15 protein-coding genes are annotated in these 18,630 nt (G+C 73.9%); 8 read left to right on the forward strand and 7 right to left on the reverse strand.

The genetic code is table 11. The features are described from left to right. Nucleotides 1-140 precede the first annotated feature (140 nt). Nucleotides 141-1,463 carry a hypothetical protein gene (locus tag LG379_RS12990; RefSeq protein ID WP_225755020.1) on the reverse strand — a complete coding sequence of 441 codons (1,323 nt, stop codon included), beginning with the start codon at nt 1,461-1,463 and terminating at the stop codon, nt 141-143. Between the two features lie 227 nt (nt 1,464-1,690). Between LG379_RS12990 and msrB the strand changes: the two genes are divergently transcribed. After that, entirely contained in the window at nt 1,691-2,101 is a 411-nt protein-coding gene (gene msrB / locus LG379_RS12995) for a peptide-methionine (R)-S-oxide reductase MsrB (protein WP_225755021.1), read from the forward strand. Nucleotides 2,102-2,153: 52 nt separating this feature from the next. After that, a complete protein-coding gene (locus LG379_RS13000) occupies nt 2,154-2,753 on the forward strand; it encodes a hypothetical protein (RefSeq protein WP_225755022.1) in 600 nt (199 codons plus the stop codon). Nucleotides 2,754-2,842: 89 nt separating this feature from the next. Here LG379_RS13000 and LG379_RS13005 read toward each other — a convergent pair whose 3' ends face one another. Further along, nucleotides 2,843-4,252 (reverse strand): HNH endonuclease signature motif containing protein, encoded by a 1,410-nt coding sequence (locus LG379_RS13005; RefSeq protein ID WP_225755023.1) that lies wholly within the window; start codon nt 4,250-4,252, stop codon nt 2,843-2,845. 608 nt (nt 4,253-4,860) lie between these two features. On the opposite strand from LG379_RS13005, the gene LG379_RS13010 reads away from it, so the two are divergent. Together LG379_RS13010 and LG379_RS13015 are read left to right on the forward strand one after the other, a co-directional pair. Continuing rightward, a complete protein-coding gene (locus LG379_RS13010; RefSeq protein WP_225755024.1) occupies nt 4,861-5,481 on the forward strand; it encodes a DUF47 domain-containing protein in 621 nt (206 codons plus the stop codon). A 4-nt stretch (nt 5,482-5,485) separates the two neighbouring features. Continuing rightward, the gene (locus LG379_RS13015; protein ID WP_225755025.1) at nt 5,486-6,487 is read left to right on the forward strand and encodes an inorganic phosphate transporter; all 1,002 of its coding nucleotides are present in this window, start codon (nt 5,486-5,488) and stop codon (nt 6,485-6,487) included. Between the two features lie 48 nt (nt 6,488-6,535). On the opposite strand, the gene LG379_RS13020 is transcribed toward LG379_RS13015, so the two are convergent. The 4 genes from LG379_RS13020 to acs all read right to left on the reverse strand — a co-directional run bounded on the left by LG379_RS13020 (nt 6,536) and on the right by acs (nt 12,935). Beyond that, the gene (locus LG379_RS13020; RefSeq protein WP_225755026.1) at nt 6,536-7,522 is read right to left on the reverse strand and encodes an NUDIX hydrolase; all 987 of its coding nucleotides are present in this window, start codon (nt 7,520-7,522) and stop codon (nt 6,536-6,538) included. 49 nt (nt 7,523-7,571) lie between these two features. Continuing rightward, complete coding sequence (locus tag LG379_RS13025; protein ID WP_225755027.1) at nt 7,572-9,791, reverse strand: RNA degradosome polyphosphate kinase; 2,220 nt, start codon at nt 9,789-9,791, stop codon at nt 7,572-7,574. Nucleotides 9,792-9,834: 43 nt separating this feature from the next. Beyond that, nucleotides 9,835-10,818, reverse strand: coding sequence for a mycothiol synthase (gene mshD, locus LG379_RS13030; RefSeq protein ID WP_225755028.1), 984 nt, complete (start codon nt 10,816-10,818; stop codon nt 9,835-9,837). Between the two features lie 86 nt (nt 10,819-10,904). After that, nucleotides 10,905-12,935: an acetate--CoA ligase gene (gene acs, locus LG379_RS13035; RefSeq protein WP_225755029.1), complete on the reverse strand. Its 2,031-nt coding sequence runs from the start codon at nt 12,933-12,935 to the stop codon at nt 10,905-10,907. Between the two features lie 254 nt (nt 12,936-13,189). On the opposite strand from acs, the gene LG379_RS13040 reads away from it, so the two are divergent. The 3 genes from LG379_RS13040 to LG379_RS13050 all read left to right on the forward strand — a co-directional run bounded on the left by LG379_RS13040 (nt 13,190) and on the right by LG379_RS13050 (nt 16,014). After that, a complete protein-coding gene (locus LG379_RS13040) occupies nt 13,190-14,602 on the forward strand; it encodes an OFA family MFS transporter (protein WP_225755030.1) in 1,413 nt (470 codons plus the stop codon). A 1-nt stretch (nt 14,603) separates the two neighbouring features. Next, entirely contained in the window at nt 14,604-14,789 is a 186-nt protein-coding gene (locus tag LG379_RS13045; protein WP_225755031.1) for a hypothetical protein, read from the forward strand. A 100-nt stretch (nt 14,790-14,889) separates the two neighbouring features. Then, a complete protein-coding gene (locus LG379_RS13050) occupies nt 14,890-16,014 on the forward strand; it encodes an NADH:flavin oxidoreductase/NADH oxidase (RefSeq protein WP_225755032.1) in 1,125 nt (374 codons plus the stop codon). Nucleotides 16,015-16,054: 40 nt separating this feature from the next. Here LG379_RS13050 and LG379_RS13055 read toward each other — a convergent pair whose 3' ends face one another. Then, the gene (locus tag LG379_RS13055) at nt 16,055-17,494 is read right to left on the reverse strand and encodes an NAD-dependent malic enzyme (protein ID WP_225755033.1); all 1,440 of its coding nucleotides are present in this window, start codon (nt 17,492-17,494) and stop codon (nt 16,055-16,057) included. Nucleotides 17,495-17,552: 58 nt separating this feature from the next. Between LG379_RS13055 and LG379_RS13060 the strand changes: the two genes are divergently transcribed. Further along, the gene (locus LG379_RS13060; RefSeq protein ID WP_225755034.1) at nt 17,553-18,461 is read left to right on the forward strand and encodes a Fic family protein; all 909 of its coding nucleotides are present in this window, start codon (nt 17,553-17,555) and stop codon (nt 18,459-18,461) included. Nucleotides 18,462-18,630 lie beyond the last annotated feature (169 nt).

Below are 18,630 nucleotides of genomic sequence, written 5' to 3' on the forward strand. Positions count from 1 at the left end.
TCGCCGGACGGGCCGTGCTGACCCTCGCCCCAGCACGTCCCACCGGACGAGGACCGGGACAGCGGAGCCGTGCCCGACCAGGTCGGGCAGCGGCCCCGCGTCCGCTCGCTTCGGCGCCCGCGGACGGGCGCCGCGGCGTCCTACTCCGTCGCGCTCTCGACGAGCGCGGCGTCGAGGGAGTCGATCGCCCCGCCGAGCGTCTCGACGTGCATCGCGAGACCGTCGGCGACGGCGTCGGCCGGCAGCTCACCACCGCTGACCTCCTCGAAGAACGCGCCGGCGGATGCCCGGTACGCGTCGAGGTTGCTCAGGGCCTCCTGCTTGCCCTGCTCGTCATCGCCGGCCGCGGCGACCGCGTAGTCGACGAAGTCGGAGATGTGGGCCCGCCACAGCTCGAGGAACTCCGCGCCCTTCTCCTCGCCCGCGAGCGAGGTGACGGCCTCGGACAGGGCCACGCTGTTCTCGTCCAGCACTCCGGCCGCGGCGGTGAACGCCTCGGACTCGGGGCCGCCCTCGGCCGTGTAGGCGGTGAAGACGGCGATGCTCGCGAGGTAGACGTGCTCCTGGAGGAGGTTCGTCAGGGTCGTGCGGAGGGTCGACGCGGCGTCGGCCGGGTCGCCCTCGAGCTCGAGGGCCGTGTCGAAGCCGCCCGCGATCGTCGTGGCGGACTCGCTCACGTGGGCGGCCGCCTCCTGGAGCTCGGCGTACGCGGACGGGTCGCCGGCGGCGAGCGCGTCGATGGCCTCGGTCAGGGTCGTGACGTGCATGGAGAGCGAGCCGGCGATGGCGTCGGCCGGGAGCGCGCCGTTGCTGATCTGCTCGAAGAACCCGCCTGCGGTCTGCGTGTAGGCCTCGAGGTCGGACAGCGCCTGGTCGACGCCGGCCTGGTCGTCACCGGCACGGGCCACGGCGTAGTCGACGAAGTCGCCGATGTGGGCGCGCCACACCTCGAGGAACGTCGCTGCGTTCTCCTCGCCCGCCAGGGAGCCGATCGCCTCGGAGAGGTCCACCGAGTTGGTGTCGAGCGCAGCCGCAGCCGCCTCGAACTCGCCCGAGTCCGGGCCGGTCGTGTAGGCCGTCGCGACGGCGATGCCGGCAAGGTAGACGTGCTCCTGCAGGAGTGCGGTGAGGCCGGCGCGCAGGTCGGCGGCCGGTGAGTCGACCTCACCGGCGGCACCCGTGGCGGCGGCGAGGCCGGTCGCGAGGGTCAGGGCCGTGTCCGGCATGTGCGCCGCGGCGGTGCGCGCGTCGACGAACGGGTCGCCCGTACCCATCGGCATGAGGGAGGAGAGCATCTCTTCCGTCTCCTCGGCGGTCGGCGTCTCCTGCTCCTCCATGGCCCCCTCGGCGGCGGCGGGCGCCTCCTCGGTGGTGCTCGCGGAGCACGAGGTGAGCGCGAGAGCGGCGGTGACGGCGGCGGCCGCGGCGGCCGAACGGGTCCGGGTCGTGCGAGTGGTACGCATGAGAGCTCCTCGGTCTAGCGGATGGTTCGGGGGTGGTTCGGAGCCCCGGCCGGAGTGGATGGGTGGCATGGGACGACTTCTCGACGAGCGCGCCGCTGGGGGGCGGGGTGCGCCGGGCGTAGGGACAGCGGGGGTCCCGTCCGTCCTTCCTGAGGGTGCCGTCGGGGCCAGCCGCTGCGCCGGCGGCCGACCACGACGTACCGTCGTCGTGACGACAGGAGGTCGACGTGGCGTACGAGGTGACCAAGCGCGACGAGGAGTGGCGGCGCGAGCTGTCCCCGGAGGAGTACCAGGTGCTCCGGCTGGCGGGCACGGAGCGGCCGTGGACCGGCGAGCTGCTCGAGGAGAAGCGTCAGGGGACGTACTCGTGCCGCGCGTGCGGGCAGACGCTCTTCACGGCGGAGACGAAGTTCGACTCGCACTGCGGGTGGCCGAGCTTCTACCAGCCGGGGGAGGGTGACGCCGTCGAGCTCATCGAGGACCGGAGCCTGGGCATGGTGCGGACCGAGGTGCGGTGCGCCCGGTGCGGGTCTCACCTGGGGCACGTGTTCGACGACGCCCCGCAGACGCCGACCGGCGACCGGTACTGCATGAACTCGGTCTCGCTCACCTTCGAGCCCGAGGCCGGCACGTCCTGATGGTGGTGCGGCGCTGATGTCCGACGGTCCCCGCAGGCCGCGACGTCCGGCGATGCTCGACCCCCGGCAGGCGGACGAGATCCCCGGCGACGTGGACCCGGCGCTGCGCCAGGAGGTCGCGCACACGACGGCGAACGTCATCGTGCAGCAGGGGCGCGCGGCGGAGGACCCCGATCTCGTCGACCGGCTCGTCCGGCTCGTGGAGACCGAGGGCCTGGACACGGTCGCCGCCATGTGGTCGGACAGCGCGCCGAACACGCTGCCGGGCGCCCTGTGGCGGTTGTACGTCCTGCGGAGCTGGGTGCTGCGGGACCCGCGGACGGTCGCGGAGCGGTACCGCATGGGCGTGAGGCATGCCGAGGTGCACGACGTCGTCGCCGGGGTCGTCAGCCCGCCGGGGCCGCAGGACGTGTCGCGGCTCGTCGACGCCGTGCTGTCCGGCGTGTTCGTCGGCGACCTGGCCGTCGCCCTGGAGCGGGCGGCAGCCTTCTGCAGGGTGCTGGCGACCGGTGCTGCCTTCGACGCCGACCACGTCGAGGAGCACGACACCGAGCTGGCCCGGACCATGACCCACGGAGCGTCCGGGCTGGTACGCACCGCGGAGGAGCTCGAGCACGCGGCCAGCTTGTGGAGGTCGGGGCACCTCGACTGACGACAGGGGTGGTGCCTCAGGTCGCTGAGCGGTGAGCATGACCCCTGAGGTCCGTGCGAACCCTTGGACTGACGGGCTCGGTCGGCCCGTCAGAACGGCGGCTCGGGGCTGAGGGTCCTCTCGGTGGGTGCGGTCGACGGTGGGCCCGGCTCGAAGGGCACGGCGACGGGGTCGCGGGTGTAGACCTGACCGGTCCTCGAGCGCCAGGTCGTCACGCCCGTCGCAGGGTCCCGCTCCGCCGACCACCGGCCGTGCGTCTTCATGACGTGGTGATGTCGGCAGAGAGGGTGAAGACCGCTCGTCCGGGTCTGCACCTCGTCCCGTCGGGCGTGGTCGTACGGGGTGATGTGGTCGATGTCGCACCAGGACGCCGCGACGCCGCACCCGGGGAACGTGCACGTCGGCGCCCTGTCGACGACGGCGGACACGACCGTCGGCGAGGGCCGGTAGCCCTTCGACGCCCGCTCGAGCACCTCACCCGTCCGCGGGTCGACCAGCGTGAACCGCCACGTCCCCTGCGCGGCGACTTCACGCGCCATCTGCGCGCCGATCGGCCCATAGCCGGCGAGGACCGCCGGGTCGTCCCTCAGCCCGAGCAGGGTGGACACGTTCAAGGTGACGTTGAGGTGCGGCCGGCGGCGCTGCGAGACCGGGAGGTCCACGCCGTCCGGCCCCACGCCGCGGTCGAGCACCCGCGCGAGCACGTCCACCATCGCATCCGCGCGGCGCGCGTCCACACCCCTCCCGTCGTCCTGGGCGGCGGCCGCGGCGACCGCGTCGACGGCCGTCATCACGCGCATGGCGTCGGTCGCCGGAAGGTAGGCGTGGACGTAGGCCATGCAGTCGTCCGCGGGCTCCATCCAGACGCCCCGCGTCCGGCGGGCGGCCTCGTGGCGGCCCGCAGCGGCCTCCGGGGCGATCTCGAGCTCCACGCGGCGCGCCGTAGCGCGGATCTGCGGAGCGGTGAGCCTCGAGCCATGAGCGAGGACCGCCCGCCTGACCACGGCCGCCTGGCCCACCGGGAGGTGCGCCGTGACGCGGCACAGCGTGTCGGCCTTGCGGGTGGTCAGGGTGCCGTCGGCGAGGTTGTCGTGTACGTCCGGGGCGCGCACGAGTGCAGCGGCGCGGTCGACCAGCACGCGTCCGGCGCGAGGCGTGACCCCGGTGGCCGCCGCGATCTCGTCCGCGAGGAACCCCTCCTCGCGCGGACCGCAGGTGCGCCTCAGCATCTCGGCGACGGTGCGGGACTGGGCCGCTGTCGCCCAGGAGAGGACGCGCTCCCAGGCAGCGGTCATCTCGACGAGCCCGGCGTCGTCGACATCCGCGGGGACCAGGTCGACGAGCGTCTGCACCAGGGCCAGGGACGGTGCGGCGTCGACGAGGAGAGCGGCGACGGGATGGCGCTCGGCCCACTCCATCGGTGGACGCAGGACCTCCCGCTGGGCGCGGAGCCGCCCGACCTCCCGCGCCCTCTCGAGCACCTCCGCGACCGTCGGCACGGCGCCGAGCGGGACCGCCGGATGCTCGTCGCCGCACGAGCATGCGCATGTCGGCACGTGTGCTACGTCGCCGAGCGAGCCGCCCGGCGCGTGGGCTGTCGACTCGTCCGCCGACGGCTCCGATGCCTGCTCATGCTCGAACATGTGTTCGAGACTAGACCCGGGATCCGACACGGCCCCGGTGGGACCCGCGACCTGTGGATCACTGGGCCGGCCGTCCCCGGTGAGCCGGGAGCATCGCGCCGTCGTGCATTCCCGCGGAGCCGATGAGAATCCTCACCGTGCCTCGGGCTGTGCTGATGGAGGCCGCCGCGTAGAGTGAGCGAGGCGTCGGGCCGCGGTAGCCCCGGGCTCCACACAATGCCGCTACGAGCGGCCTTCGCGCCGACAGGCGCTCCCGGCCCGACGCCCTCACACCTGGCTGCGCCCACGCCGCCGGCCGACCCATGACCCGTAGCAGCATCCCGGCCTCGGCGAGACGTGCGCGACACGGAGCCCCTCGGCGCCTCGTGCACGGCCCTTCGCCCCAGCGATCGAGGTCCGCGCGGCCCTACGCTGTGGCGCCGCCCACGACCGTGGGCGCACCGCCTCGGCCCACGGAGCTCCTCGTGCGTCTGCGACTCACCCCCCGCAACGAGTCCTTCTTCGACCTGCTCGCCGCCACGGCGGACCAGCTCGTCACCGGAGCAGACCTCCTGGGCAGGCTGGTGACGGCCCCGGCCGTCGAGCGCCCTCAGCTCGCCGGCGCCCTGCGCGCCGCCGAGCACGCGGCCGACGAGTCCACCCACGCGATCATGCGCCGCCTGGACACGACGTTCGTCACCCCGTTCGACCGGGACGACATCTACGGCCTCGCCTCCGGCCTGGACGACTGCATGGACCACATGGAGGAGGCGGGCGACCTCATCGTCCTCTACCGCGTGGACCGCCTCCCCGAGCTCGTCGCGGCCCAGGCCGACATCCTCCAGCGATGCGCGCTCCTGACCGCCGACGCGATGCCGCGGCTCCGCTCGCTCAAGGGCCTCACCGAGTACTGGGTCGAGACCAACCGGCTCGAGAACGAGGCGGACCGGATCTACCGCCGGCTCATCGCGGACCTCTTCCACGGCGGCGCGGAGGCCATCGAGGTCATGAAGCTCAAGGACGTCATCATGGCGCTCGAGGACGCGGCCGACGCCTTCGAGAAGGTGGCGAACCTCGTCGAGACGATCTCGCTGAAGGAGTCCTGACTCCGTGGAGATCGCGCTCGTCGTCGTGGTCGTGGCCTTCGCCCTCGGCTTCGACTACACCAACGGCTTCCACGACGCGGCCAACGCGATCGCGACGTCGGTCTCCACCCGGGCGCTGACCCCGCGACGCGCGCTGCTCATGGCGGCCTTCTTCAACCTGCTCGGGGCGCTCCTCGGCACCGGTGTCGCGGAGACGATCGGCTCGGGGATCATCGACGTCAGCGACCGGCCCGCGCAGACCGGCCTGGTGATGGTGCTGGCCGCCGTCATCGGCGCGATCGTGTGGAACCTGACGACCTGGTGGTTCGGCATGCCGTCGTCGTCGTCGCACGCCCTCATCGGCGGGCTGACCGGCGTGGGCCTCGCCGCGGGCATCACCGTGCACTGGGACGTCATCGTCACCAAGGTCCTCATCCCGATGGTCCTCTCGCCGCTGGTGGGCTTCGGCCTCGCGTTCGCCCTCATGGTCGGGGTGCTCTGGGCCTTCCGGAACGCCAACCCGCACCGCGTGACCCGCCGGTTCCGTCACGCCCAGACCGTCTCGGCAGCGGCGATGGCGCTCGGCCACGGCCTGCAGGACGCGCAGAAGACGATGGGCGTCATCGTCCTCGCCCTGGTGGCGGGCGGCGTCCAGGAGGACTTCACCATCCCGCTGTGGGTCAAGCTCTCCGCGGCGCTGGCCATCTCGGCGGGCACGTACTCGGGCGGGTGGCGCATCATGCGAACCCTCGGTCGGCGCGTCATCGAGCTCGACCCCGCCCGCGGCTTCGTGGCGGAGACCGTCGCCGCGAGCGTGCTCTACACGGCCGCGTTCGCCTTCCAGGCCCCGATCTCCACGACCCAGACGATCACGTCGGCGATCATGGGGGTGGGTGCCACGAAGCGACTCTCCGCCGTCCGCTGGGGCGTCGCGGGCAACATCGCCGTCGCGTGGGTGCTGACCATCCCCGCCGCAGCGGGCGTCGGCGCCCTGATGTTCGTGATCCTGCACGCCGTGCTCGTCTGAGCACTGCGGGCCCGACGGCCCGTCCTGCCGGCGGGAGGTCCGGGCGGGTCAGTCGCCGTTCGCCGCGCCCCGGTGCCGCTCGACGGCCACGACGCGCGCCGCCGCCCCGGACCCCGTGACGTGGGCGACGAGTGCCTCACCCGTGCGCAGCCACGGGTCCCGCTCCGGCAGCGCACCGATCGTCCAGCGCCGCGTGCACTCGCCGACGGCGTCCATCACGGCCCGCAGCACCGGGCGGTGCGTCGACAGCACGACGTTGCGAGGCTCGTGCAGCAGCTCGTCGACCACGTGTGCCGACTTGCCGGGGTCCTCCTTGAAGGCCGCCTCCGTGAGCGCGTCGACGGTCCGCACGGGCAGGCCGGTCCGCTCCGCGTAGGGCACGACGGTCCGCAGGCACCGCTCCCACGGGCTCGTGACGATCTCCGCGACGCCGTACGCGGCCAGCACCGGCACGAGCGCCTTCGCCTGGGCGCGGCCCTGCCCCGTGAGCGGCCGGGTCTCCTCGCCGCCCTTCCACGCCGACCGGCGCTGCGCCCGTCCGTGCCGCGCGACGACGACGGCGCTCGTGGCCAGCCGCCCGCGCTCCCACAGGGTCAGCAGCGCCTCCAGCGGCGCCCGGTCCGCCCGTCGCGTCAGGAGGTCGGCTGCGGTCGCGGCGCTGACCCAGACGACGTCGTCGATCTCCTCCATCGGCGCCTGGGCGACCGGCGGGCGCACGGCGACCGCGGCGCCGTCGTCGTCGGTCGCGCAGCGGGCGGCCCAGTAGTGCACGCGCTTGGTCCGCCCGTCCGAGGTCGTGTACCGCAGCGACGGCAGCGGGACGCCGAGCACGACCTGCTCCCCGATCTCCTCGGCGACCTCGCGCACGGCGGCGGTCGGCAGGAGCTCGCCGGGGTCGAGCTTGCCCTTGGGCCAGGACCAGTCCTTGTACCGGGGGCGGTGCACGACCGGCAGCTCCAGGCGCCCGTCCCGCTCCCGCCACACGAGGGCGCCCGCGGCCTCCACCACGCCGCGCCCGTTCGTCTCCTGGCTCACCGGGGGACCGCCTGCCGCTCGCCGCCGATGGCCCGGGCCGTCGTGCGGGTCACCGGGACCCGGCCGGCCGACGACGACGACGCGCCACCAGCAGCTCCTGCAGGTCGCGCAGCGGCTCGCCGTCCTCGCCCCGGCTGTGCCGGGTCCACTGGTCGTCCGGCCCGAGGTGCCACGTCGCCGTGGCGTCGTCCATCGACAGGTCGAGCAGCTCGAGCAGCTCCTCGACGTGTCCCGGGTCCCCGAGCCGCACGAGGGCCTCGACCCGGCGGTCGAGGTTGCGGTGCATGAGGTCCGCCGAGCCGATGAACACCTCCGGCTCGCCGCCGTTGGCGAAGGCGAAGATGCGCCCGTGCTCGAGGAACCGGCCCAGGATCGACCGCACCCGGATGGTCTCCGACAGCCCCGGGACGCCCGGGCGGACGGCGCAGATGCCCCGGACCACCAGGTCGACCGGCACCCCGACCTGCGACGCCCGGTAGAGCGCGTCGATCGTCTCCTCGTCCACGACGGCGTTGACCTTGAAGCGGATCCATGCCGGCAGTCCGGCGAGGTGGTTCTCCCGCTCGCGTTCGATCCGCTCGACGAGTCCGGACCGCGCCGTGCGCGGGGCCACGAGCAGGCGGTGGAACCGTGACTTCGGCGCGTAGCCGGAGAGCTGGTTGAACAGCCGTGTCAGGTCCTGGCCGACCTCCGGGTCGCACGTCAGCAGGCCCAGGTCCTCGTACAGGCGCGCCGTCTTGGGGTTGTAGTTGCCGGTCCCGACGTGGCAGTACCGCCGCAGCCCGTCCGCCTCCTGACGCACCACGAGCGAGAGCTTGCAGTGCGTCTTCAGCCCGACGATGCCGTAGACGACGTGGACGCCCGCCTGCTCGAGCTTGCGGGCCCACGAGATGTTGTTCTGCTCGTCGAAGCGGGCCTTGATCTCGACGAGGGCCAGCACCTGCTTGCCCGCCTCGGCGGCGTCGATGAGCGAGTCGACGATGGGGGAGTCGCCCGACGTGCGGTACAGCGTCTGCTTGATGGCCAGCACCGACGGGTCGGCCGCCGCCTGCGCGAGGAACGTCTGCACCGACGTGGCGAACGAGTCGTACGGGTGGTGCAGCAGGACGTCCCGCCGGCGGATCGCGGCGAAGACGTCGGTCGGCTTGGCGGACTCCACCTCGGCCAGGTGCCGGTGCGTGCCGCCTACGAACCGGCGGAACCGCAGGTCCGGCCGGTCCAGGTCGGCGATGAGGTTGAGGCCCGTGAGGTCCAGCGGCGCGGGCAGCGCGTAGACCTCGGACTCCTCGACGCCCAGCTCGCGGACCAGCAGCTCACGGACGCGCGGGGCGATGTCCTCGGCGACCTCGAGCCGCACGGGCGGGCCGAAGCGGCGGCGCAGGAGCTCCTTCTCCATCGCCTGGAGGATGTTCTCCGCGTCGTCCTCCTCGACCTCCACGTCCTCGTTGCGCGTGACGCGGAAGGTGTGGTGCTCGCGCACCTCCATGCCGGGGAAGAGCGCGCCGAGGTGCACGGCGATGACGTCCTCGAGCGGCACGAACGACGTCGGGCCGCGCTCGGGGTCCGCGGCCTGGGTGCCCGGAGCGCTCGGCCGGCCGAGCGCGTCGACGGCGATGAACCGGGGCAGCAGCGGCGGCACCTTGACCCGGGCGAAGTGCTCCTTGCCCGTCGCGGGGTTGCCGACGACCACGGCGAGGTTGAGCGACAGCCCGGAGATGTACGGGAACGGGTGCGCCGGGTCCACGGCGAGCGGCGTGAGCACCGGGAAGATCTGCCGGCGGAAGAACTTGTGCAGCCGGTCCTGCTCGTCCTGCCCGAGCTCGTCCCAGTGGACGATCGTGATGCCCTCGGACGCCAGGGCGGGCCGCACGTCCTCGATGAACACCGTGGCGTGCCGCGCCATGAGCTCCTGGGACCGGCCGGCGATGCCCTCCAGCACCTGGCGCGGGCTCAGCCCCGACGCGGCCGTCACGGCCATCCCCGTGGCGATGCGCCGCTTGAGGCCCGCGACACGGACCATGAAGAACTCGTCGAGGTTGGAGGCGAAGATCGCCAGGTACCGGGCGCGCTCCAGGAGCGGCAGGGACGCGTCCTCCGCGAGCTCGAGGACGCGCTCGTTGAAGGCGAGCCAGGACAGCTCGCGGTCGGCGAAGCGGTCCTCGGGCAGGTCGGCGGCGTCGTGCCCCGCGGCGCCCTGGTCGGGGAGGTCCGGTGCCGGTGCCGGGGTCGCGACGATCTCCGCGGCCGAGGCCTCGGGGTGAGCGGTCATGTCGACCATCGTGGCATCCCGGTCCGCTGTGCGGGAGGTGCGGTCACGAGCCGGAAGACGCGTGCGCGGCAGCGCCGGGGGCCGACCCGTGGGGGTCGGCGCCGTACTGCACGTCCAGGCGGGACTGCGTGAAGCCGGCGCGGGCGTACGTGCGCACCGCCGGCTCGTTGTCGCCCTCGACGTACAGCTCCGCACGCGCGAGACCCTGGGCCGCCAGGTGGCGCACGACGAGGCCGGTGAGGAACCGGCCGAGGCCGGTGCCCTGCTCGTCCGGGTCGACGCCGAGCGCGTAGAGCTCGCCGGCGGACGCACCGGGCTCGACCTTCATCCACACCGACGCCACGAGCCGTCCGTCGCGCTCGGCGAGCAGGAGGTCGGCCGCGTCGAACCAGGGCTCCCGCTCGCGGGCCTCGAGGTCGGCCCGGGTGAGGCGGCCCTGCTCGGGGTGGCTCGCGAACGCCCTGGCGTTGACGGCGACCCACGCGTCCTCGTCCCGGCCGACGACGAAGGGCCGGATGGTCACGCCCTCCGGGGGCGTCGGCGGGTCCCCCTCGGCGTCGGCCACCGTGAGCGGGCGGGCCATCTGCCAGAGCTCGCGCGTGATCCCGAGCCCCGCGGACCGCGCGAGCCCGCGGGCACCGGGCAGGTCGCCGTGGGCCCACACGACCACGTCGCGGCCGCCCGCGTCGCGCGCCACCGCTGTGGCGGCGTCCAGGAGCGCCCGGCCGACCCCGCGGCGGCGCTGCTCCGGGGCGACGACCAGCTCCGCCGAGGCGGGCGTCGTCGTCGGCCCGCCGAGGTCGACCTGGGCGTACCCGACGACGGCGTCCGCCGCCTCGACCTGACCAGGGGGAGGCGCGCCCCACGCGACGACGTGCGTGACCGGGGCGTGGGGGTCGGTCAGCCACAGGAGCGTCTGCTCGCCCAGCGCCTCGATCCCGTCGTGCTCGCGCGCGCCCCCGGCCATGGCCCGGACGGCCGTGACGACGTCGTCGGGCAGGGACGAGGCGGTCTCCAGGCGCGGCATCCCGCCATCCCACCACAGCGACCGCTCCGCGGCCGGGGGTGCCCCGACGGCCACCCCCGGCCCGCGTCGGTCGGCAGGGTGCCGCCTCAGGGCTCCGTCGGCTTGTCCAGGCCCGACGCGATGAGGTCCATGACCGTGGAGTCGGCGAGCGTCGTGACGTCACCGACCGGTCTGTGCTCGGCCACGTCACGCAGCAGCCGCCGCATGATCTTGCCCGACCGGGTCTTGGGCAGCTCCGTGACGACGAGGATCGACCGCGGCTTGGCGATGGGGCCGATCTCCCGTGTGACGTGCGCCCGCAGCGTGGTCGCGACGTCGGCGCCCTCGCCGGGCCCGTCGACGCGGTCCGTGTACTCCGCGCGCAGGATGACGAACGCCACCACGGCCTGACCCGTCGTCTCGTCGCTCGCACCGACGACGGCGGCCTCGGCCACCATGGGGTGCGACACGAGCGCCGACTCGATCTCGGTGGTCGACAGGCGGTGACCCGAGACGTTCATGACGTCGTCGACGCGCCCGAGCAGCCAGATGTCGCCGTCGGCGTCCCTCTTGGCCCCGTCGCCGGCGAAGTACAGGCCGGGGAAGCGCGACCAGTAGGTGTCCTTGAAGCGCTGCTCGTCGCCCCAGATCCCGCGGAGCATGGACGGCCACGGCTGGGTCACCACGAGGTAGCCGCCGGAGCCGTTCGGGACCGACTTCGCCTCCTCGTCGACCACGTCGATGCTGATGCCCGGCATGGGGGTCTGGGCCGAGCCGGGCTTCGTCGCGGTGACGCCGGGCAGCGGCGAGATCATGGTGGCGCCGGTCTCCGTCTGCCACCACGTGTCCACCACGGGCGTCCGGTCGCCGCCGATCACCCGGCGGTACCACATCCACGCCTCGGGGTTGATGGGCTCACCGACCGATCCGAGGACCCGCAGGCTCGACAGGTCGAACTGCCCGGGGATCTCCTCGCCCCACTTCATGCAGGTGCGGATCGCCGTCGGCGCCGTGTAGAGGATCGTCACGCCGTACTTCTCGACGATCTCCCACCACCGGCCCTTGTGCGGCGTGTCCGGCGTCCCCTCGTAGATCACCTGCGTGGCCCCGTTGACGAGCGGCCCGTAGACCACGTACGTGTGGCCGGTCACCCAGCCGACGTCGGCCGTGCACCAGTAGACGTCCGTCTCCGGCTTGAGGTCGAAGACGTTGAGGTGCGTGAACGCCGACTGCGTGAGGTAGCCGCCGGTGGTGTGGAAGATGCCCTTCGGCTTCCCCGTCGTGCCGGAGGTGTAGAGGATGAACAGCGGGTGCTCCGCCTCGACCCACACCGGCTCGTGCTGCTCCGAGGCCGCCTCGAGCGCCTCGTGCCACCACACGTCCCGGCCCTCGACCCACGCGACGTCCTGGCCGGTGCGGCGCACGACGAGGACGTTGCGGACCGACGTCGGCCCGGCCTCCTCGTCCAGGTGGCCGTGGGGGTGGTGGTGCGGGTCCAGGGCTTCGTCGACCGCCGGCTTGAGCGCGCTCGCGGCGCCCCGCCGGTAGCCGCCGTCGGCCGTGATGACGAGGACCGCCTCGGCGTCCTCCACGCGTGACCGCAGGGCCTCGGCCGAGAAGCCGCCGAAGACGACGGAGTGCACCGCGCCGATGCGCGCGCAGGCCAGCATCGCGACGACCGCCTCCGGGATCATCGGCAGGTAGATCGCCACCCGGTCGCCCGTCCGCACGCCCAGTGCGACGAGGGCGTTCGCCGCCCGGGACACCTGCTGCTGCAGCTCGGCATAGGTGAGGGTGCTCGTGTCGCCCGGCTCGCCCTCGAAGGACAGCGCCACGCGGTCGCCGTGACCCGCCTCGACGTGCCGGTCGACGGCGTTGTGGCACGCGTTGAGCCGGCCGTCCGCGAACCAGCGGGCGTGGGGTGCGCCGGACCAGTCGAGCACCTCCGTGAACGGCGTCTGCCAGGTCAGCAGCTCGCGGGCCTGGTCCGCCCAGAACGACTCCGGGTCCGCCGCCGCCCACGCGCCGAGGTCGCCGTGGGCGTTGGCCTGGGCGGCGAACTCGGGGCTCGGCGGGAAGTGGCGGTCCTCGGTGAGCAGGTTCTCCAGCGGCGTGGAGCTCGGCGCGTCGTGGGTCACGGGTCCTCCGGTCGCAGCAGCGGTGGTGCGTCGGGCCGATGCTATTCCCCTGTCATCCCACCGGTCGCGCCGGGTCCGGCCCCAGCCGTGCTCCGCACGGCCCCGTCCGCGACCAAGGTCCCGCAGCCGGCCGCCATCGGCCGGGAACCATGGGACGACCGCAAGCGCGACCTCGCGGCCGAGGCCCTCCTCGTCGAGCGCGCACCTGCGGCGCCGCAGGCACCGCCATCCGGGCCCGACCGGGAAGGACCCCCATGAACCTGCTCGACCGCCGCCGCACCGTGGCGCCCCCCGGCTACAACCGGTGGCTCGTCCCGCCCGCCGCGCTCGCCGTGCACCTGTCCATCGGCCAGATCTACGCGTTCAGCGTGCTCAAGGAGGCGCTGATCGACCGGTTCGACGCGAGCCACACCCAGGTCGCGATCATCTTCTCGATCGCGATCGTCATGCTCGGGCTCTCCGCGGCCTTCGGCGGGAAGTGGATGGAGCGCAACGGGCCGCGCAAGGCCATGGCGCTCTCGGCGACCTTCTGGGTGTCGGGCTTCCTCATCGGGTCGCTGGGCATCGAGCTGGGCTCGCTGTGGATCGTCTACCTCGGGTACGGGTTCATCGGCGGCATCGGCCTCGGCATCGGCTACATCTCGCCGGTCAGCACGCTCATCAAGTGGTTCCCGGACCGGCCGGGCCTCGCGACCGGCCTGGCGATCATGGGCTTCGGCGGCGGCGCGATGGTCGCCGGACCGCTCACCAACGCGCTCCTCGGCAGCTACGCGGACACCCCGGCCGACGCGCTCGTGCCGACGCTCCTGACGCTCGCGGCGATCTACGCGGTGCTCATGACGGCCGGTGCCGCCGTCATCCGCGTGCCCGCGCCGGGCTGGCGTCCGGAAGGCTGGACGCCCTCGCCCAGGAAGAACGCCATGCAGACGCACGCGGACGTGCGGGTCTCCCGGGCCGTCCGCACGCCGCAGTTCTACCTCCTGTGGGTCGTGCTGTTCACGAACGTCACCGCGGGCATCGGCATCCTCGAGCAGGCCTCGCCGATGATCCAGGACTTCTTCTCCAGCGTGACCCCGGCCACCGCGGCCGGGTTCGTCGGGCTGCTGTCGCTGGCGAACATGGCCGGGCGCTTCGTGTGGTCGTCGACGTCGGACGTCGTCGGCCGCAAGCGCATCTACGTCATGTACCTCGGCGTGGGTGCGGTCCTCTACGGGACGCTCGCCTCCGTGGCGGGCAACGCCGTCGGGCTGTTCGTGGTCGTCGCGTTCCTCATCGTCAGCTTCTACGGGGGCGGCTTCGCGACCGTCCCGGCCTACCTCAAGGACCTCTTCGGCTCCCTCGAGGTCGGCGCCATCCACGGCCGCCTGCTCACCGCGTGGTCCGCCGCCGGCATCGCCGGACCGCTCATCGTCAACGGCTTCGCGGACGCCCGCGCGGCACGGGGGATCGAGGGCGCCGCGCTGTACACCCCGTCGCTCATCACCATGACGGCGGTGCTCGTCGTCGGCTTCGCCGCCAACCTCCTCATCCGCCCCGTCCACGAGCGGCACCACGAGCCGGTGCTCACCGCCGCTGCGCAGGCCCTGTCGCCCGAGCCGGTGACGCTGCCCGCTCCCGTCCCGTCCACCGACGAGCGTCCGCTCGCCCCTGCCACCAAGGAGTCCTGACATGGCCGTGCTCGAGACCTCCACCGACGACGTCGCCCTCGCCACCGAGGTCCGCCCGGCCGACCCGCCGGCCGATCCGGGCGCCACGATCCGCGTCGCCGCCATCGCGCTGTGGGGCGTCGTCGGGAGCCTGCTCGGCTACGGGGTGCTCCAGACGGTCCTCAAGGCCTCCGCGCTGTTCGCCTGACGCCGTGCGACGCCTGCCCGTCGGCGTCGTGCCGGGGCGCCGGCACACCCGGTCCGGCCACGAGGAATGGTGGCCGGACCGGCGCTGTTGGTCGCCTGACGTGACACCGCACCTCTTCCAGCCGCTGACGCTGCGCGGCACCACCGCCCGCAACCGCGCCTGGCTCGCGCCCATGTGCCAGTACTCCTCGACCGACGGGTTCGTCGACGACTGGCACCTCGTCCACCTCGCCTCGCGGGCCGTCGGGGGGTTCGGGCTCGTCATGTCCGAGGCGACGGCGGTCGTGCCCGAGGGCCGCATCACGCCGCACGACGCCGGCCTGTGGACCGACGAGCACGTCGAGCCGTGGGCCCGGGTCGTCCGGGCGGTGCAGGGCGCCGGGGCGCTCGCCGGCGTCCAGCTGGCGCACGCCGGCCGGAAGGCGTCGACGCACCGCCCGTGGTCGCCGGCTCGTGGCTCGGTCGACCCCGCCGACGGCGGCTGGGCGACCGTCGCGCCGTCTTCCGTCCCCTTCGACGGGCTGGCCGTCCCGCACGAGCTCTCGGCGTCCGACGTCAGCGCCATGGTGGACGCCTTCGCCGCGGCGGCGGTCCGGGCCGACCGGGCCGGCTTCGACGTGGCCGAGATCCACGCGGCGCACGGGTACCTGCTGCACCAGTTCCTCTCGCCCCTGTCCAACCACCGGACCGACGCCTACGGCGGGACCGCCGGGAACCGGGCGCGATTCCTGCGCGAGGTCGTCACGGCCGTCCGTGACGCGTGGCCGGACCACAAGCCGCTGCTCGTGCGGCTCTCCGCGACGGACTGGGTCGAGGGCGGGCTCACGGTCGAGGACACCGCCGCGGTCGCGGCCGACCTCGCACTGCTCGGCGCGGACCTCGTCGACGTCTCCAGCGGGGGGAACGTGCTCGCCGACATCCCCGTGGGGCCCGGCTACCAGGTGCCGCTCGCCCACCGGGTGCGCGAGGTGAGCGGGCTGCCCGTCTCCGCCGTCGGGATGGTCCTCGACGGTCCCCAGGCCGAGCAGGTGCTGCGCGACGGCGGCGTCGACGCCGTCATGGTGGGACGCGCCGCGCTGCGCGACCCGTACTGGGTGCTGCGTGCGGCGCACGAGCTCGGCCTGCCGGCTCCCGTCGGGGTGCCTGCGCCCGTCGGGGTGCACGGCGACGCCGACGGGGGAGGGCCGTTGTGGCCCGCGCAGTACCTGCGCGGGACGTGGGGCTGACGGGTCCTGACCGCCTGACGGGTCGTGACCGCCTGAGGGGTCAGAACGCGGCGACGGCGTCGACGGGCTCCTGCGTCGCGGCCGTCCGGGCCGCGCCCGCCCGCGCCGCGTGCTCGACCGCCGCGGCGACGCGCGTGGTGACCTCGGGGTTGAAGACGCTCGGGATGATGTAGGTCGGGTTCAGCTCGTCGTCGGTGACGACCTCGGCGAGTGCGCGCGCCGCGGCGAGCAGGAGCTCGGTCGTCACCTCGTGCGACTGCGCGTCCAGCAGACCCCGGAAGACGCCCGGGAACGCGAGCACGTTGTTGATCTGGTTCGCGAAGTCCGAGCGCCCCGTGCCGACGACCGCTGCGTGCTGCGCCGCCTCGTCCGGGTCCACCTCGGGACGCGGGTTGGCCATCGCGAACACGATCGAGCCCGGCGCCATCCGGGCGATGTCGTCGCCCGTGAGCACGTCCGGCGCGGAGAGCCCGATGAAGACGTCCGCGCCGACCACGGCCTCCTTGAGCGACCCGGCCAGGCCCCGCGGGTTGGTGTTCTGGGCCGTCCACAGCAGCGACTCGTGCAGCGCCGGGCGGGTCACGTGCACGACGCCCTCGATGTCGCAGACCACGACGTCCCGCGCGCCGGCGGCCAGCATGAGCTTGAGGACCGCGGTCCCGGCCGCGCCCGCGCCGGACATGACGATGCGCACGTCGGCGAGGTCCTTCTCCACGACCTTGAGGGCGTTCGTCAGGGCGGCCAGGGCGACGATCGCCGTGCCGTGCTGGTCGTCGTGGAACACCGGGATGTCCAGGCGCTCGCGCAGGCGGCGCTCGACCTCGAAGCAGCGCGGCGCGGAGATGTCCTCGAGGTTGATGCCCGCGAAGACGGGGGCGATCGCGCAGACGGTGGCGACGATCTCGTCCACGTCGGTGGTGTCGAGCGCGATGGGGAAGGCGTCGATACCGGCGAACCGCTTGAAGAGGACCGCCTTGCCCTCCATGACCGGCAGCGCGGCGAGCGGACCGATGTCGCCGAGCCCGAGGACGGCGGTGCCGTCCGTGACGACGGCGATCGTGTTCCGCTTGATGGTGAGGTTGCGGGCGTCCTCGGGCCGGGCGGCGATCGCCTCGCACACCCGCGCGACGCCGGGCGTGTAGGCCATCGAGAGGTCGTCGCGGTTGCGCAGCGGCACCTTGGACTCGATCGAGAGCTTGCCGCCGAGGTGCATGAGGAACGTGCGGTCGCTGACCCGCTCGACGGTGATGCCGACCAGGCCGCGCAGGGCCTCGACGATCTCCTGGGCGTGGTCCTCGCCGCGCGTCGCGCAGGTGACGTCCACCCCGATCCGCTCGTGCTCGGAGCGCGTGATGTCCAGGGCGGTCACCATGCCGCCGGCCTGCTCGATGGCGGTGGTGAGGTCGCTGATCGCCGTCGGGCGCGCCCGGACCTGCAGGCGGACGGTGATGGAGGAGGAGACACTCGGCGCTGAGCTCATGCGCGCCATTGTGCTACGGGCCCGGAGGTGGCCGGCGCCGCCCACCTAGGCTGGCACGGTGCCCGCCCCACACCCGCTGACCGGCCTCGCCATGCTCCCCGTCGGCGACGAGGTGGAGGCCGCCCGTCGCGCGTGCGAGGAGCTGCGGTGGCACCGGGCGCTGCGCCGGCAGTGGGCGGTCGCGCGCGCCGAGGCAGGGGTCCGCGCCGCCCACGCCGGCGCGGTCCTGGAGGGTGTCCGGGTGCCGCTCGAGCACGTGCGCGACCTCGCGCGCGGTGCGGGCACGGCACCCGACGGCGCGGCCGGCACGGTCCTGCTCGGGGCCGTCCGGGCACAGGCCGTCGTCGAGGGGCTCATGGCCGCGCCCGGCTCGACGGCTCGGCGCGCCCCCGTCCCGTTCCGGCAGCTCCTGGCCCGGCTGCACGTGGCCGTCGTCGGTGGCGCAGCGGGTGGGGCGGGTGAGCACGGTCGCAGGCCCGGGGGTGCCGTCGGCCGACCGCGCCGCGGGGAGCCGCTCGACCTGCGCGGCCTCGGCCCGGCACCGGCGCCCGAGGAGGTCGACGCGCGCCTCGACGTGCTGGCTGCGGTCGTCGACGCGGCGTCGTCGCCGGCGGTCCCCGGCGTGGTCCTGGCGGCCGTCGCCCACGGCGAGCTCCTCGCGCTGCGGCCGTTCGAGCACGGCAACGGGCTGGTGGCGCGCGCGGTCTTCCGGCACCTGCTGGTGCGGGAGGGCGTGGACGCGGTCGGCGTCGTCGTGCCCGAGGTGCGGTGGGTGGCGGAGCCGCTGCCCTACGTCGCGACGGCGGCGCGCTTCGCGACCGGGACCGCCGACGGCGTCGCGGCGTGGGTCCGGTGGTGCGCCGGGTCGGTCGTGCGCGGGGCGGAGGAGGGCACCGCCCTCGCGGACGCCGTGCTGGCGGGACGGCTGGACCGGGGTCGAGCCGGGGCGGGCGGCGCACGGACGTAGACGAACGACGGCGGCGCCCCGGGGGACGCCGCCGTCGACAGCACGGGTGACGAGGTATCAGGCGCTGCAGGTACTGCCGCAACGGGACAAGCCCGGTCGGCAGGTCCTCTCGAGGACTGGTCGCGCGTGGGTTCTCGTCGCCCGCTGTGCTGTTGTGAGTCCTTTCTAC

Source organism: Actinotalea sp. Marseille-Q4924 (assembly GCF_916618755.1).
Taxonomy (GTDB): Bacteria; Actinomycetota; Actinomycetes; order Actinomycetales; family Cellulomonadaceae; genus Actinotalea.

Bases quoted from the DNA above. Each gene is read 5' to 3' on its own strand.
- LG379_RS12990 (WP_225755020.1), bottom strand. From the start codon at position 1,463: ATGCGTACCACTCGCACGACCCGGACCCGTTCGGCCGCCGCGGCCGCC.
- LG379_RS13000 (WP_225755022.1), top strand. From the start codon at position 2,154: ATGCTCGACCCCCGGCAGGCGGACGAGATCCCCGGCGACGTGGACCCG.
- LG379_RS13025 (WP_225755027.1), bottom strand. From the start codon at position 9,791: ATGACCGCTCACCCCGAGGCCTCGGCCGCGGAGATCGTCGCGACCCCG.
- mshD (WP_225755028.1), bottom strand. From the start codon at position 10,818: ATGCCGCGCCTGGAGACCGCCTCGTCCCTGCCCGACGACGTCGTCACG.
- LG379_RS13040 (WP_225755030.1), top strand. From the start codon at position 13,190: ATGAACCTGCTCGACCGCCGCCGCACCGTGGCGCCCCCCGGCTACAAC.
- LG379_RS13045 (WP_225755031.1), top strand. From the start codon at position 14,604: ATGGCCGTGCTCGAGACCTCCACCGACGACGTCGCCCTCGCCACCGAG.
- LG379_RS13055 (WP_225755033.1), bottom strand. From the start codon at position 17,494: ATGAGCTCAGCGCCGAGTGTCTCCTCCTCCATCACCGTCCGCCTGCAG.